Below are 15,921 nucleotides of genomic sequence, written 5' to 3'. Positions count from 1 at the left end.
TAGATGAAGCGGCCTAGCCGCTTCATTCTTGAAGGAGTGCGCTTCTTTGACATCGCTTCTTGCAGTTTCGCGTGGAATTGACTGGCTGACCGCTTTGATAGGTCGCGCCGTGTCGTGGCTTATTCTTCTGGTCGTTCTGGTCAGCGCTGGAAATGCCGTTGTCCGCAAGGCATTCAATATCTCATCAAATGGCTGGCTGGAAATTCAGTGGTATCTCTTCGGTGCAATTTTCATGCTGGCTGCTGCATGGTCCCTGCAGAAAAATGAACACATCCGAGTGGATATTGTCTCAGGAAATCTTCAGCGTAGGACGAGGGATTGGATAGACCTGATCGGTCACATATTTATGTTGTTGCCTTTTACGGCTTTGATGATTTGGCTTCTTGTTCCCTATGTAAAAAACTCGTTTGTAAGCGGAGAGCATTCACCAAATGCTGGCGGCCTTCTTTTATGGCCGGCGAAATCGCTGCTTCTTTTTGGATTTATTCTTCTATTCGCCCAAGGAATTTCCGAATTGATCAAGCGGGCCGCAATCCTGTTCTGGAAAGTCGAGGATACAACTCCCCTGCATCACGTATCCTCAGTTGAAGATGAAATTGCCAAGTTCATTCCTGAAGATGAAAACTCAGTAGTTGCGAAGCCGGGGGTGCGGTCATGATTGAGTTCATCGCCCACAATCTGGCGCCGATCATGTTCGTGTCGCTCGTGATATTCCTGCTTCTTGGATATCCCGTCGCGTTCGCTCTTGCCGCAAATGGCCTGCTTTTCTTCGTCATCGGTGTGGAGCTCGCCCCGATTTCGTCGGGTGAAATCAACCTGTTCTGGCCTCTTTTGGGGGCGCTGCCGGATCGCTTTTTCGGTGGCATCATGGCGAACGATACTCTGCTCGCTATCCCATTCTTTACATTCATGGGACTAATTCTCGAACGGTCGGGAATGGCGGAGGATCTTCTCGACACAATCGGACAACTCTTTGGACCGTTGCGAGGTGGACTCGCTTATGCGGTCATATTTGTCGGTGCCCTTCTGGCGGCCACGACAGGGGTAGTGGCTGCATCCGTTATTGCCATGGGCCTGATCTCACTTCCGATCATGTTACGTTACGGCTATGATCGACGTCTTGCATCTGGGGTGATCGCGGCCTCCGGAACTCTAGCCCAGATCATTCCCCCTTCTCTTGTTCTGATCGTTCTGGCAGATCAATTGGGACGATCGGTCGGCGATATGTATGCTGGGGCCATTATCCCAGGCTTGGTTCTGACCGGTCTGTATGTCACTTACGTATTCATCGTTTCGATGATCTGGCCCAATGCGGCGCCGGCGCTGCCACCTGAAGCGCGGACCCTTGGAAAGGGTGTTACTTCGCTCATCATTGCGCTGGCCGCAGCGGTGGGAATTGCTTTTATCTGCGATCGATTTTTACTTCCGATCGTACCGGAATCCGCAAGCGTGTGGGCGGCAACCATCGCAACGATCCTTCTTTACCTCGTCGCGGCGTTGAACAAGCGTTTCAATTGGTCGCTGCTGTCTTATCTTGCGCAGCAGGTCATCATTGTGATGATCCCACCCTTGGCGCTGATCTTTCTTGTTCTCGGAACCATTTTTCTGGGAATTGCTACCCCGACGGAGGGTGGAGCCATGGGGGCCGTGGGCGCGATCGTTTTGGCGTGGGCAAACCGTCGCCTTTCAATACCCCTGCTCATTCAGGCAATGGAATCGACGACGAAGCTGTCGGCATTTGTACTTTTTATTCTTATCGGCGCTCGAGTTTTCTCACTCACCTTCTATGGAGTGAACGGGCATTTGTGGGTAGAAGAACTTCTGACAAGTGTTCCCGGAGGAGAAACGGGATTTCTCATTGCCGTCAATGCGCTCGTCTTTTTCCTTGCATTCTTTTTGGACTTCTTCGAGCTGGCATTTATTATTGTTCCGTTGCTGGGTCCGATCGCAGACAAGCTCGGCATTGACCTGATTTGGTTCGGTGTTTTGCTAGGTATTAATATGCAGACGTCCTTCATGCATCCGCCGTTTGGATTTTCGCTGTTCTATCTGCGCTCGGTTGCGCCGCGAGGTACTTTTATCGACAAGGTCACAGGGCGGCAGACAAGAGGCGTGACCACCGCTGAAATCTACTGGGGAGCGATCCCCTTTGTTTGCATCCAACTGATAATGGTGGCGCTGACCATTCTGTTTCCTCAAATGGTCATGCATTACAAGTCGGCGCCACGGTCTGCTCCCGCGGTGCAGACGGGACCGCAGGGCAATGAACTCGGTTTGCCTCCTCTTGGGCTTCCCGATCAGCAGGCTCCGCAGAACAACCCGTTGGGATTGCCGCCTTTGGGACTCCCGTCGCTTGGTCAGCCTGCGTCCGGGGCGGGGCAGGGGGGTGATACCGGTAATATTCCAGCGCCTTCTTTTGTGCTTCCGCCGCCGCAATTCGAAGCTCCCCATGCGTCCCCACAACAGCCTGGCGCCCCTGGGGAGACGCCGCCACCGGCAACGCCTCAATAAAAATGCCGATTAATGGAAATCACGGGATTTGGGGATGATCCTTTCCTGGCGTGGATGGGTAGATGTGCGTGGATGCTGAGGGTGAAGGATTTCATCCGCTCTGGTGAGCTGGAAATGCGCGTGCCGGTGAGCTGCAAGATCCTGCAGATCCTTGCTGCGATCGATCAGTCTCTGTGAGACGAGATGGACGACGCCTTCCTCACTGCGTTGCACTCGGCCATGAATTTCGATCAGCCGGGAGCCCATGACCTCGCGGCGAAACTGTTGAAAGAGACTTGCCCATACCACGATGTTCGTGATGCCGGTTTCGTCCTCGATTGTCATGAAGATGACGTTGCCATTTCCTGGACGTTGGCGCACCAGTACGATACCGGCAGTCTTTACCCAAGAATTATGGCGTGCCGCATCGACCGATTTACAGGTGAGAATGTTTTCGGAATGGAACCTCTCCCTTAGAAACTGAAGCGGATGAGCTTTCAACGATAGCCGCGTCATCTGGTAGTCCGTGACCACATGCTCAACAAGCGGCATTGTTGGAAGACTCATATTAGGTTCTTCTACAAGTTCGTTAGTACCCGCCGCAGCGAACAGAGGCAGTGTTTCTGCGTCAGGCATACGCTTGAGGTCCCAGAGCGCCTTGCGGCGGTCTAGGCCGATCGAACGGCAAGCATCGGCATCTGCCAGCAACTCCATTCCTGGGCGGGGGAGTTCCGCGCGCCGTGCTAGTTCTTCAAGACTTGTAAAGCCGCCGCTACGACGGGAGGTAAGCTGGTTTGCCCATTCTTTGCGAAAACCATCGATCTGTCGTAGACCCAGGCGTAGTGCAGGCATTTTGTCTTGCTGCTTTTCTAGAACGTTATCCCAAAAGCTTGCATTGATATCGATAGGCCGGACCTCGACACCGTGTTCGCGTGCATCGCGGACTAATTGCGCCGGAGCATAGAAACCCATGGGCTGAGAGTTCAAGATGGCGCAAGTGAAGACCGCCGGGTGATGGCATTTGATCCAAGCCGAGACATAGACCAGATGGGCAAAAGCAGCCGCATGGCTTTCCGGAAAACCATAGGTGCCGAAGCCTTCGATCTGTGAAAAACAGCGCTCGGCGAATGCGCGCTCATATCCTCGGCTAGTCATTCCGTTGATCATTTTTTCCTTGAAGGTATGGATCGTTCCGACATGTCGGAATGTGGCCATGGCGCGCCGCAATCCATTGGCCTCCTCCGGGCTGAAACCTGCGGCCACAATGGCCAGCCGCATTGCCTGCTCTTGAAAAAGAGGCACTCCGAGTGTTTTGCCGAGGACGGTTTTGAGCTCGTCTGGTGGGTGAGGGGGCGCAGGAGATGGGTAACTCTCCGCTTCTTTTTTAGCGCGCCGTCTCAGATAGGGGTGAACCATGTCTCCCTGAATTGGACCGGGCCGCACGATCGCAACTTCTATGACGAGGTCATAGAAGTCCTTGGGTTTCATGCGCGGGAGCATATTAATTTGGGCCCGACTTTCCACTTGGAACACGCCGATGGAATCGCCCTTGCCCAGCATGTCGTAAACAGCTTCGTCGCCTGCCCCAATCGACGACAGATTGTGGTGAATGCCTTGCGCCTGCAGTAAAGCAAATGCTTTCTTGATGCAGCTCAGCATACCCAAAGCAAGCACATCGACCTTGAGAAGGCCGAGAACATCAATGTCGTCCTTGTCCCACTCGATGAAAGTGCGGTCGGGCATGGCCGCGTTGCCGATGGGGACTATTTCGTCCAGCCGCCCTCTGGTCAGGATAAAGCCACCAACATGCTGAGATAAATGACGCGGGAAGCCTATCAATTGATTGGCAAATCTCACGGCACGCGCGATTTCGGGATTTTTGGGGAGGAGGCCGGAATCGCGAACCTGATCTTCCGGAAGATTGTCGCCCCAGCTTCCCCAAACGGTAGCAGCCAAGGACGAGGTAACATCCTCTGTCAAACCTAAAACCTTGCCGACCTCACGGATGGCGCTGCGTGGTCGATAAGTAATAATAGTGGCTGCAATGGATGCACGATGGCGACCATAGCGGCGATAGATGTATTGAATGACTTCTTCCCGTCGCTCATGCTCGAAATCGACGTCGATATCGGGCGGTTCTTTGCGTTCCTTCGATAAGAATCGGGCAAAGAGGACATCAATTTCCTCAGGATCGACATTGGTTATGCCGAGAATAAAGCAAACAGCGGAATTTGCCGCAGATCCTCTTCCTTGGCACAGAATACCGCGATCATCGGCGAAACGAACAATATCATGAATGGTAAGAAAATAGCGCGCGTAGTCTTGCTCCGCGATAAACGCCAATTCTTGTTTGACCAATCGCTCGGTCTTGATTGGTATTCCTTCAGGATATCGCAGCCAGGCGCGCTGCCAGGTCAATTCTTCCAGATGCTGCTGTGCGGTCTTGCCGGGCGGCACGGGCTCATCTGGATAGTCCGGGCCTATTTGCTCGAGTGAGAAGTTCATTCGCGCTCTCAGGTGCTGACTTTCCTCGATTGCTTCCGGCGCGTCGCGGAACAGACGAGCCATTTCCTTAGTATCTTTCAAATGCCTCTCGGCATTGACCTCAAGCATTCGGCCAGCGTTTTCGATTTTCAGCCCTTCTCTTATGCAGGTCATGATGTCCTGCAAAGGCCGCCTGGAAGAGACGTGATAGAGCGGATTATTGGTGGCCAGCAGAGGTAATCGATATTCCTCGGCTATATTTTTCAGAACTGCGAGGCGGCGCTGATCCCGGCCGGTCCTTTGCATAACAGCTGCAATCCATAAAGCTCCGGACGCGGCTTCGGCGAGTTGAGGAAGAACTGGCGTAAGTTCTTTAGTGTTTATTTCCGGAACGACAATGAGGAGAAGATGACGTGTGTCGGCCAACAGATCGCCGAGTCGTAGACGGCACTGACCTTTTTCTCCACGAAGATTACCTTGAGTGAGAAGGCGGCACAGCCTTGCCCAGCCGACGCGATTCTCAGGATAAACGACGATGTCAGGAGTGCCGTCCTCGAAAGCAAGACGGCTCCCGACTAAGAGCTTGAAAGGCAATTCTTGGCCAGGATGTTCGGTAACATAGGCAGACGCCGCGCCCTGGACTGGAACATAGGCCCTTACAACACCCGCAACCGTGTTGCGATCGGCAAGACCTAGGCCATTCAGACCAAGTTCAGCCGCGCGGTTGACCATTTCATGCGGATGGGAAGCTCCTCGCAGGAATGAAAAATTGGAGGTAGCAACGAGTTCGGCGAAGTTCACGCGAACAGCCCATGGATATACCAGCCTGGAGGTGACGTTTCGGCTCCATAAAAACCTTCACGATAGAGCCAGAAGCGATGACCTTCGCGATCTTCGACCCGAAAATAATCGCGTGTGGAAAAAGCCCCGTCCGTTTTCCACCATTCAGGGGCAATGCGCTCTGGTCCTTCGGCCCTGGCGATTACATGCAGGAAACGTCGCCAACGAAAACGACGGGGTGCCCCATCCGGTATTTCCGCCACAACCTGCACGGGTTCGGGCGTTTCGAAGAGATAAAGAGGCCGCAAAGGTGGCTCTTCGGCTAAGGGGTTTGGCCAGTCACTTTTCCTGGCGGGTATTGATAGGCCTGAAAGTGCTTTCGCCTGCCATTCAGGGACGTGGCTGTCCATAGAAGCAAAACGGAGAACTTTTTGAGGAGAGAACCTGGCACCTAACCTATCCAGCAATTCCACAATATGCTCAGCCGGTGCCTCATCTCTATCCAGACTGGGTTGAACCGCTAAACACTGTTCCACGATCAAGGCCGCGAGGCGGATCATGTCAAAACCGAATCCGGGATCTAGAGGATCGGCCAAGGTGTCCAATCGCTCAAAGAAGAGATGGGCCAAATGAGACGGTGAGCAGGAGGCTTGGCTGGTGGCAACGCGGATGTGACGTACAATGCCATCCGCCCGAAAGAAGCTTGCTTCAAATAATCGGCCACCTTCGCCCCGTTCTTCGAGCATGGGCTGAAGATCGACTGCAAGCTTATGAATGGTGGCGAGAATGTCTTTGGACCGACCTATGGGTTCGGCAAAGCGATGCTCCGAGGTGAAATTCGGGAGGGAACTTCGTGGTGAAATGGGGGTATCAATTTCACCCAATGTCCGGGCAAGACGATCAAGCAGAGCAGAGCCAAAACGTGCCGCGAGGGGTGCCCGTGGACGATCGGCAAGGTCGGCAATCGTTTTCAAACCCGCTCGTGCCAGAGCCGTAATAGTGTGAGCATCGAGGTTAAGGGCCGACAAAGGCAACGGCCTTACGGCTTCTGCTTCCTCGCCTGATGAAACAATGATGTTGGGGGAGAAGCGTGCCAAGGCATGGGCGGCATCCGGCGTTCCAGCGATCGCTATTCTTGCAACAAAACCTGCGTGAAATAGACACTTCTTTATATCCATGAGGACGTTAGTCTCTCCCCCAAGAAGATGGGCGCAGCCGGTGATATCGAGTGTAAGACCATCCGGTTGCCAGATGCCGACCAAAGGAGTGTAACGATCACACCAGGCGGCAAGCTGATTCAGAGCCTCGGCATCCGCGGCGATATCTTCATCAATGATCAGAAGATCTGGTACCCGTGCTCTGGCGTCCGCCAATGTCAGACCCGAGTGCAATCCAAAGCTTAGTGCCTTGCGGTCCAAATGGGTGATGCGCAAGGCATTCTTCACGCGCGCAAGTACGATAAGCGGCCGCTCATCCAGCGCGTTGCAACATTTCCTGTGCTGTCGACGCGCGCGATCGCTGGCGAGAAAGGGTAGCCACAGGGCGAGATAGCGCCGGTTGTCGGAAAGACGACAGATCACGGTCCCATTCCACAATCCATGCATCAGGAGGAAAGCCTGCCCGATGCCGAAGCAGGTTCAGTTCGATGATGGGATATCCAGGTGCTTCGGCCTCAAGGGGAATGGAGGGAAGAGCACGTGCCTGCCAGCGGGTGAGGGCGGCGCTGGGTTCGGGTTGGGCTGATATTCGGAGGAGGAATGTGCTGATGGATGTGCGAGTGGCTGCGCTTGTGAGGCGCCGTGTCGCCGTCAGATCGAACGCGGCCGCCTGCCCCCAGGGCTCCAGGATGACGGCGCCCAGTGCCGCGCATTTCAGGGCTTCATGGCCCGCGCGCAGAACGGAAATCGCATCCTTCACCTTGACCAGGATGATGCGGGAAGGGTTCATTCCCCATTCCATCAGGCCCGAAGGATAGACCTCTCCCAGCTCGCGGGCATTCATCTCCTGCCGCACCCAGACAATGGTGCTGTCGGGTTTGGTGGCGCGCAGGACCATGGCCAGGGTGATGCCGGTCGCGGCATATCCCTCAAGCGTGTTGGAGGCAAAGATCTCATGTACCGCCCCACAGGGAAGGCCGCCGCCGAGGGCTTCATCCAGCTCGGGGATTCCGAAGGTAAAACGCGCCCGGTCTCCCAGATCCATCCTTTCCGAGGACTGAATCTGGGCAAGGTCCCGCCGAAGCTGTGCAAGGGTTTCCTGCTTGCTCATGAATGAGTGTGTTCCCTGTTTGTTCTAGAAAAGAACGCCCAGGTTCGAGAGTCAAGCGGGATTCTGAAGGAAGAAAAAATCCCAGATAAAACAGGGCTGTAAGGCTGGATGAAAGAGAGGCCGCATAAGCGGCCTCCCCAAAAGAGTCACGAGTTTTCGCGTCAGGCGCTTTCCTTGACACGAACCTTGGATGCGATAGGGCCGGTGTCGCCGAGATCCTCCACATAATGGACCTCGTCCCCCCGGCGCAGATTATCGAAATCGCCGGTCAGCAGGCTGTTGCGGTGGAAATAGAGCAATCCGCCTTCAGCGGTCAGAAGGAAGCCGTGATCCTTCTCCGGCGCAAGCTCCGCAACCTGTCCGAGATATTGGTTCGAGCCATCGTGGTGTGGCGATTTGGTGCGCCCCTTCAATTGCTCCTTGAAATCGAGAAGCTGGCGCTCTGCGATGCGGAACGCTTCATTGATGGCGTTTCGCATGTCCGGATCCTGGAACTTCTGCTGCAGATGCTCCGGTTCATGGCTGACCACGATGTCCTTGCGGCCGGGAAGACCCACTTCGATGCGCACCACGGGCGGAATCGAGTTCGTGGCGTTGGTCGCACGTCGCTCCACCCGCACGCGGCAGGTGATGATCCGCTCGAACAATTTCTCGAGTTTGGCGACCTTCTCGCGGATGGCCTCTTCCACCCATTCGGAACTCTGGATGTTGTGGAAGGTGATCTCGACAGGAATCTGCACGCTTTCCTCCTTCTGCCTAGCCAGACAAAACGTGCCGGAACCCGGATCGTTTCCGCAACAGGGAATTCTACGCAAAAGCCCGCCGGAACATCCGGCGGGCTCTCTCAAGCGGTAATTTGGCTGCGGCTTATTGCTTGGCGTTGAGCAATGGTGTGATGCGCCGCACCGTGACGCGGCGATTTTCCGCGTTCGCGCTCTCGGTATCGACCTTCAGATATTGCTCTCCGTAGCCCTGGGTCACGAGGTTCTCCGCCGGGATCCGGAAATCCTGGCTGAGGATCGCAGCAACCTCTTCGGCGCGGCGGTCCGACAAGGACAGGTTGTCGATGTCGCTGCCCACCGCATCGGTGTGCCCCTCGATCATGAAGACCTCGCTCGGATCACGATCGATGACCGCGCGGATGGCCTTGGCGAGTTCCTCGAGACGCCGGCTTTGGTCCGCAGGCACGGTCCATTGGCCGAATGCGAACTGGATCGTGTTCACATCGACGCTGCGGACGCGCTCGCGCAGGCGAACATTCTGGCGAACCTCATCGAGCGAATAGGGACGCTCGATCCGCGTGACGGGAGGCGCCCGAAAGGTTTCCTCCAGATCCTCGTAGCTGGCATCGCCGTATTCGACGACATATTCGTCGTCCGGAAGATCGACCTCCACGGGAGGAAGATCGAGATAGATGTTCGGGCCACGGGGACGGCGCGTGTTGTCGATGATGACGACCTCGCGTCCACCCTCCCGGCGATAGCGCCGCAGCAGACGGCCCTCATCGTCGTTGATGGTCACGATCTCGATCCCGCCCGGGCGACGGATCACGGTCTCGACCTCGCCACGGCGGCGCTCGACGCGGATGTCCTCATCGCGATATCCGCGGCGAAGGCGCTCCGTCTCGTCGTGACGGATGATGGTGCGGCCATTTTCGCGGATGATGGTCCGATCGTCACCCTCGCGGATGATCAGACGATCGCCCTGACGCTCCTCACGACGGCCGAACCGCTCATCGAGGCGCCGGTCGCGACGGTCATCGTCACGGCTCTCGCGGCGTTCCGGATCCGAACGGCGGAAATCACCGCCGCCCTGGCGGGCGTCGCCGCCACGGAATTCTTCGTTGGCGCGCCGGTCACGGCCCTCATCATCGCGGCGGTCTCCGCGATCGCGGCGATCATCCGAGCCACGCCGGTCATCGCGCTCGCCCTCACGACCTTCGCGGCCGCGACGGTCATCTCCCGGACGGCCGGTTTCGCCTGCAGCGGGTGCGGGAACAGGGGTTGGAGCCGCGCCTGGTGCCGGAGGTGCCGATGGATTGAGGGGGCGCTCGGCCGGGGGTGCATCGCGGCGATTACGTTCTTCGGCTCGCTTTTCCTTGGTCTCCTGGAGCTGACGCTTCATCTCTTCATTGCGCTCCTCCCGAGACCGGGGAGCCTGTCGCTGATTGTCCGGGGCGCGTTCGGGAGCAGCGGTCGGGGCGGGGGCTGCCGGAGCCGCTGCCGGCGTCTCACCACGCGCGGGCGCCTCGCTGCGTGGTTCCGCGGCCGGAGTTTCCGCACGAGGGCGAGGTTCGTTACCGGTGGCGCGTTCCGGGCGCGGGGCACGCTCCTGAGCGGGCTCGGCGCGTTCTGGCCTTGCTTCACGTTCCGGACGTGCCTGCTCGGGGCGTGCCTCACGCTCAGGGCGTGCTCCCCGTTCGGGACGCGGTTCGGTCCGCTCGGCGCGGGGTGCGCGTTCCGTGGCGCCTTCGCCGCGCTCGGGGCGCTCAGCACGTTCAGGGCGTTCTGCGCGTTCCGGACGTTCGGCTCGCTCGGGCCGGGGTTCGGCTCGTTCGGCGCGCGGCGCACGCTCGGGCCGCTCACGCGGCGCTTCGCTCTCGGAACCGGATTCCCGGCCTGCGCCCCGCCCGCGTGGTGCCTCTCCTTGCGGAAGCTCATCCGGTGCGGCCTGGGCCATCTGCACGGACGGTGGTGCGTCAAGCGCATGTGCGGAAAAAGCGAGGAGGCCGCCGGAAATCATCGTACCGGCAAGCAAAGCGTAGCGCATGTTTTTCATCATTGGACCTTCGTAGATAACCGAAGACGACGTTCTCGTATAATTGCGCTGTTTGTGTCGTTTTATTGTTCTTAACTGCGCAATATTTCTGAACGAACGTTCATCTAACGATTAGTGAGAAGCCGAACATGGCTGGGCGCCACTTAAGCGGTTGAGAACGTGGTTCGGTTCCTTCCGAAGCATAAAAAAAGGGGCGTTGCCGCCCCTTTTAGTCAGATAAGAGCTGATCAATTCAGCCCGGCGATCTTTGCCCGCTGCTTCACCAGCGCCAGCACCACATCGATCGTCGGCGTCGGTACATCCAGCATGCGGCCCATTTCCTGAACCACCGTGACCAGAGGCTCGATCTCCATGGGACGGTCACGCTCGAGATCCTGGAGCATGGACGTCTTGTGTGCGCCGACGGCGCCCGCGCCGTTGATGCGGCGCTCCACATCGACCCGGAAATGCACGCCCTGACGGGTGGCGATCTCCTGGGCCTCGAGCATCATCGACTTGGCGATGGCGCGCGTGGCCGGATCGGACGCGATGATGTCCAGCGTGGCATGGGTGAGCGCGCTGATGGGATTGAAGCAGAGATTGCCCCACAGCTTCAGCCACAGCTCGTCGCGGATGTTCTCCATGACAGGCGCCCGCAGGCCGCCCGCGCCCATGATTTCGGACAGCTGCTCGACGCGCTTGGTGCGCTCGCCGGACGGCTCGCCGATGGGGAATTTGTCACCATAGACGTGCTGGATGACGCCCGGCTCGATCACCTCGGTGGCGGGATAGACGATGCAGCCGATCGCACGCTCGGGCCGCAGGGCCTGCCATTGCTGCGCGCCGGGATCGATGCTCTCCAGCGTACGGCCTTCAAGCGCGCCGCCGAACTTGTAGAAGTACCAATAGGGTACCCCGTTCACCGCCGTCACGATGCTGGTGTCGTTTCCGAGCAGAGGCTGCATGGAATCGACCACGTTCGGGACGGAATGGGCCTTCAACGCGATGATGACGTAATCCTGGGGGCCGAGCTCTTTGGGGTCGTCGGTGCAATTCAGATGCTCGACCCGCTCTTCTCCATCGATCAGGAGTTTGAGCCCGTTCTTCTTCATGGCTTCCAGATGGGCACCACGCGCTACGAGGCTGACCTCAGCGCCGGCACGTGCCAGCTGAACGCCCATATAGCCGCCGATGGCTCCAGCACCGTAGACGCAGATCTTCATGGATCCCTCCTCTTGGCATTCCCCTCTCGACCAGACCAATCAAGCCTGGCCGTTTTTATAAGCGGGGCGTTCGAGACGTCCCGCCATGTTGGTGAAGCAGGGCACAGCCTGCTTTCGAGACCAGCTTAGCCGATTTCGTGTCCTGAGAGCAGTTCGATGGCCTTGATGAGGGCCGAATGGTCGAGTGCCGCTCCGCCATTGGCGGCGAGGCCGTTCATCAGCTGGGCGGCGTTGGCCGTGTTCGGCAGGGCGACGCCCAGGCTGCGCGCGCCGTTGAGGGCCAGGTTCAGGTCCTTCTGGTGCAGCTCGATGCGGAAGCCCGGATTGAAGGTGCGCTTGACCATGCGCTCGCCATGGACTTCCAGGATGCGCGAATTGGCGAAACCGCCCATCAGCGCTTCACGGACCTTCGCGGCGTCGGCACCCGCCTTGGATGCGAAGACGAGTGCTTCGGCCACGGCCTGGATGTTGAGCGCGACGATGATCTGGTTGGCGACCTTGGTGGTCTGTCCATCGCCATTGCCGCCGACGAGCGTGATGTTCTTGCCCATCAGGTCGAACAGCGGCTTGACCTCGTCGAACACCGCCTGATCGCCGCCGCACATGATGGTGAGGGAAGCGGCCTTGGCGCCGACCTCGCCGCCGGACACCGGGGCATCGATGTACTTGCCGCCGAGCTCTTCGATCTTCTGGGCGAACTTCTTGGTCTCGATCGGCGAGATCGACGACATGTCGACCACGATCTTGCCGGTCGCGAAGCCCTCGGCCACGCCGTTCTTGCCGAACAGCACGGATTCCACGTGCGGCGTGTCGGGCACCATGGTGAAGATGATGTCCGCAGCCTGGGCCACGGCCGCGGCGCTGTCCGCCTTCTTGCCGCCCTGGGCGACGAGATCCTCGGGCACGCCCTCGATCGTGTAGAGATGGACCGTGTGGCCGGCCGCGATCAGGTGGCCCGCCATCGGCTTGCCCATGATGCCGAGCCCGATAAAGCCGAGTGTCTTAGCCATGTATTTCCCCGTTGATTTTTCAAACAGATGCCGGACGAACCGGTCTTACTTCGGCAGCCAGGTCAGGCCGGATACGGTGTCGCTCTTCGGCTTGTACTCGCCGCCGATCCAGCCATCGTAACCGATCTCGTCGATAAACTTGAACAGGAATGGGTAATTGATCTCGCCGGTACCCGGCTCGTTGCGGCCGGGATTGTCGGCCAGCTGCATGTGCGCGATGCGCGGCAGGTTGGCCTTGATGGTGGTGGCGAGATCACCTTCCATGATCTGCATGTGATAGATGTCGTACTGGAAGAAGAGGTTGTCGGAGCCGACCTCGTCGATGATCTCGAAGGCCTGCTTGCTGTTGGTCAGGAAGAAGCCCGGGATATCGCGGGTGTTGCAGGCCTCGATCAAGAGCCTGATGCCGGCGTCCTTCAGGCGGGGCGCGGCGTATTTCAGGTTCTCGACGAAAACGCGGCGGGCATCCGCGGGATCGACGCCCTTCGGGATGCCGGACAGGATGTTGACCTGCTTGCAGCCCAGCGCCGTCGCGTAGGTGATGGCCTTGTCAACGCCGGCGCGGAACTCGTCCTGCCGGTCGGGCAGGGTGGCGATGCCGCGCTCGCCGTTCGCCCAATCGCCAGCCGGGAGATTGTGGAGAACCTGGGTCAGGCCGTTGGCCTTCAGGCGCTCCGCAAGCTCTTCCGGCTGGAAGTCGTAGGGGAACAGATATTCGACGCCCTTGAAACCAGCCTTCGCGGCCGCCTCGAAGCGGTCGAGGAAGGGAAGCTCGTTGAAGAGCATGGTCAGGTTCGCGGCGAATTTCGGCACAGGCCTTCTCCGTGTTCAGTCAGACGTGTCGGATGAGAAACCGGCCGATTACTCGGCCGGAACGCTCTCGGGCTCAACGTCGAGGATTTCCTCGAACTCGTTGATGTTGTCGATCTCGGTGCCCATCGCGATGTTGGTGACGCGCTCGAGAATGAACTCGACCACAACCGGCACCTGATGCTCGTCCATGAGTTCCTTGGCGCGCGCGAAGGCGTCCTGGAACTCATTCGGCGATTTCACCCGGATGGCCTTGCAGCCCAGCCCTTCGGCAACCGCCACGTGGTCGACGCCGTAGCCGGCCTGCGAGCCGTCCGCCTCGTCGAAATTGACGTTCTCGAAGGCGAGGGACACCTCGAAGTCCATCTGGAAGCCGCGCTGAGCCTGACGGATGAGGCCCAGATAGGAATTGTTCACGACCACATGCAGATAGGGCAGCTTGTGCTGCGCACCGGCCGCCAGTTCCTCGATCATGAACTGGAAGTCGTAATCGCCCGACAGCGCCACGATGTTGGCGTCGGGGCGGGCTGCGCGCACACCGAGCGCAGCAGGAAGCGTCCAGCCGAGCGGGCCGGCCTGACCACAATTGATCCAGTTGCGCGGCTTGTAGACGCGCAGGAATTGCGCACCTGCGATCTGCGACAGGCCGATCGTCGTGACATAGGTGGTGTCGCGGCCGAAGGCGGCGTTCATCTCTTCATAGACGCGCTGCGGCTTCAGCGGCACGTTGTCGAAGTGGGATTTGCGCTGCATGCGGCGCTTGCGGTCCAGGCATTCGGCCGCCCAGGCGCTGCGATCCTTCAGGGCACCGGAGGCCTTCAATTCGCGCGCCGCCTCGACGAGAAGCTCGAGAGCCGCGCCGGCATCCGACACGATGCCGAGATCCGGACCGAACACGCGTCCGATCTGGGTGGGCTCGATGTCGATGTGCACGAATTTGCGGCCGGCTGTGTAGACTTCCACCGAGCCGGTGTGGCGATTGGCCCAGCGATTGCCGATGCCGAACACGAAATCGGACGCCAACAGGCTGGCATTTCCATAGCGATGGCTGGTCTGAAGGCCGCACATGCCGGCCATCAGGTCGTGATCGTCGGGGATCGTGCCCCATCCCATCAGGGTCGGGATGACCGGGATGCCCGTGATCTCCGCGAATTCGGTGAGAAGGTCGGAGGCGTCGGCATTGATGACGCCGCCGCCGGAGACGATCAGCGGACGCTCGGCTTCATTGAGGAGAGCCAGCGCCTTGTCGATCTGCTTGCGGGACGCCTTCGGCTTGTAGACGGCGAGAGGCTCGTAGGTGTCCTCGTCGAACTCGATCTCCGCGACCTGCACGTCGATCGGCAGATCGATCAGGACCGGGCCCGGACGACCCGAGCGCATCAGATGGAAAGCCTGCTGGAACACCATCGGCACGAGGGCGGCCTCCCGCACCGTCACCGAGAACTTGGTGAGCGGCTTCGAGATCGACTCGATGTCGACAGCCTGGAAATCCTCCTTGTAGAGGCGCGCCCGGGGAGCTTGGCCGGTGATGCAGAGAATCGGAATGGAATCGGCCTGGGCCGAGTAGAGGCCGGTGATCATGTCGGTGCCGGCGGGGCCGGACGTGCCGATGCAGACGCCGATATTGCCGGCCACGGCGCGGGTGTAGCCCTCGGCCATGTGGGAGGCGGCCTCGACGTGACGGGCGAGGACGTGGCGGATCGAGCCGCGCGCCTTCATCGCCGAATAGAATGGATTGATGGCCGCGCCCGGCACACCGAAGGCGCATGTCACGCCCTCTTTCTCCAAAACCCGGACGGCGGCATCGACCGCACGCATCTTGGCCATGTCAGTTTCCCCTCTAAACCTGTTTTGGGTGCTGTCGGGCAGCGGACCGGTTTTGATAACGGGCCGTGCCACACTCAGCAAAAGGTCGCAAGACGAAAGTCGGGTGAAAGCCGCCTCAAGCGATTCTCTCAGCCCCTGTTCCGCCCCGGTATTTAAGTTCGCTTCGAATGACTTTCCATCTAAGCGACTGATTTATATTCTTAAATACCGTATACCACGAAAATGTTATCGATGCCAGCGCCAAGTGTTAGAAACTCTGCTAGGAAGCTGCT

General features: G+C 58.6%; 11 protein-coding genes. 2 read left to right on the top strand and 9 right to left on the bottom strand.

Going from position 1 to position 15,921, the window contains the following annotated elements:
• Positions 1-46 precede the first annotated feature (46 nt).
• Together ACQ6S1_RS06040 and ACQ6S1_RS06035 are read left to right on the top strand one after the other, a co-directional pair.
• Positions 47-658, top strand: coding sequence for a TRAP transporter small permease subunit (locus ACQ6S1_RS06040; protein ID WP_445040292.1), 612 nt, complete (start codon positions 47-49; stop codon positions 656-658).
• On the top strand, positions 655-2,511 hold the full coding sequence (locus tag ACQ6S1_RS06035; protein ID WP_445040291.1) for a TRAP transporter large permease: 1,857 nt from the start codon (positions 655-657) through the stop codon (positions 2,509-2,511). Before ACQ6S1_RS06040 ends, ACQ6S1_RS06035 begins: the two co-directional genes overlap by 4 nt.
• Before the next feature lie 9 nt (positions 2,512-2,520).
• Here ACQ6S1_RS06035 and ACQ6S1_RS06030 read toward each other — a convergent pair whose 3' ends face one another.
• From ACQ6S1_RS06030 to gcl, 9 genes are all read right to left on the bottom strand, one after another.
• Entirely contained in the window at positions 2,521-5,775 is a 3,255-nt protein-coding gene (locus ACQ6S1_RS06030; RefSeq protein WP_445040290.1) for an error-prone DNA polymerase, read from the bottom strand.
• Positions 5,772-7,334 carry a Y-family DNA polymerase gene (locus ACQ6S1_RS06025; protein ID WP_445040289.1) on the bottom strand — a complete coding sequence of 521 codons (1,563 nt, stop codon included), beginning with the start codon at positions 7,332-7,334 and terminating at the stop codon, positions 5,772-5,774. Before ACQ6S1_RS06025 ends, ACQ6S1_RS06030 begins: the two co-directional genes overlap by 4 nt.
• A complete protein-coding gene (locus tag ACQ6S1_RS06020; RefSeq protein ID WP_445040288.1) occupies positions 7,225-8,022 on the bottom strand; it encodes an ImuA family protein in 798 nt (265 codons plus the stop codon). The genes ACQ6S1_RS06025 and ACQ6S1_RS06020 overlap by 110 nt, the downstream gene beginning before the upstream one ends.
• Positions 8,023-8,183: 161 nt before the next feature.
• The gene (locus ACQ6S1_RS06015; protein ID WP_445040287.1) at positions 8,184-8,762 is read right to left on the bottom strand and encodes an HPF/RaiA family ribosome-associated protein; all 579 of its coding nucleotides are present in this window, start codon (positions 8,760-8,762) and stop codon (positions 8,184-8,186) included.
• Between the two features lie 127 nt (positions 8,763-8,889).
• Positions 8,890-10,803, bottom strand: a complete 1,914-nt coding sequence (locus tag ACQ6S1_RS06010; RefSeq protein ID WP_445040286.1) for an OmpA family protein — start codon at positions 10,801-10,803, stop codon at positions 8,890-8,892.
• Between the two features lie 224 nt (positions 10,804-11,027).
• A complete protein-coding gene (locus ACQ6S1_RS06005) occupies positions 11,028-12,002 on the bottom strand; it encodes a 2-dehydropantoate 2-reductase (RefSeq protein WP_445040285.1) in 975 nt (324 codons plus the stop codon).
• A gap of 125 nt (positions 12,003-12,127) precedes the next feature.
• Entirely contained in the window at positions 12,128-13,012 is an 885-nt protein-coding gene (glxR, locus tag ACQ6S1_RS06000) for a 2-hydroxy-3-oxopropionate reductase (protein ID WP_445040284.1), read from the bottom strand.
• 45 nt (positions 13,013-13,057) lie between these two features.
• Positions 13,058-13,825 (bottom strand): hydroxypyruvate isomerase, encoded by a 768-nt coding sequence (gene hyi / locus ACQ6S1_RS05995; RefSeq protein ID WP_445040283.1) that lies wholly within the window; start codon positions 13,823-13,825, stop codon positions 13,058-13,060.
• Positions 13,826-13,873: 48 nt separating this feature from the next.
• Entirely contained in the window at positions 13,874-15,649 is a 1,776-nt protein-coding gene (gene gcl / locus ACQ6S1_RS05990) for a glyoxylate carboligase (RefSeq protein WP_445040282.1), read from the bottom strand.
• Between the last annotated feature and the right edge of the window lie 272 nt (positions 15,650-15,921).

Source organism: Terrihabitans aquatilis, from assembly GCF_052542005.1.
Note: the sequence above shows the minus strand (reverse complement) of the source record. Positions and strands in the feature narration are given on the sequence as shown.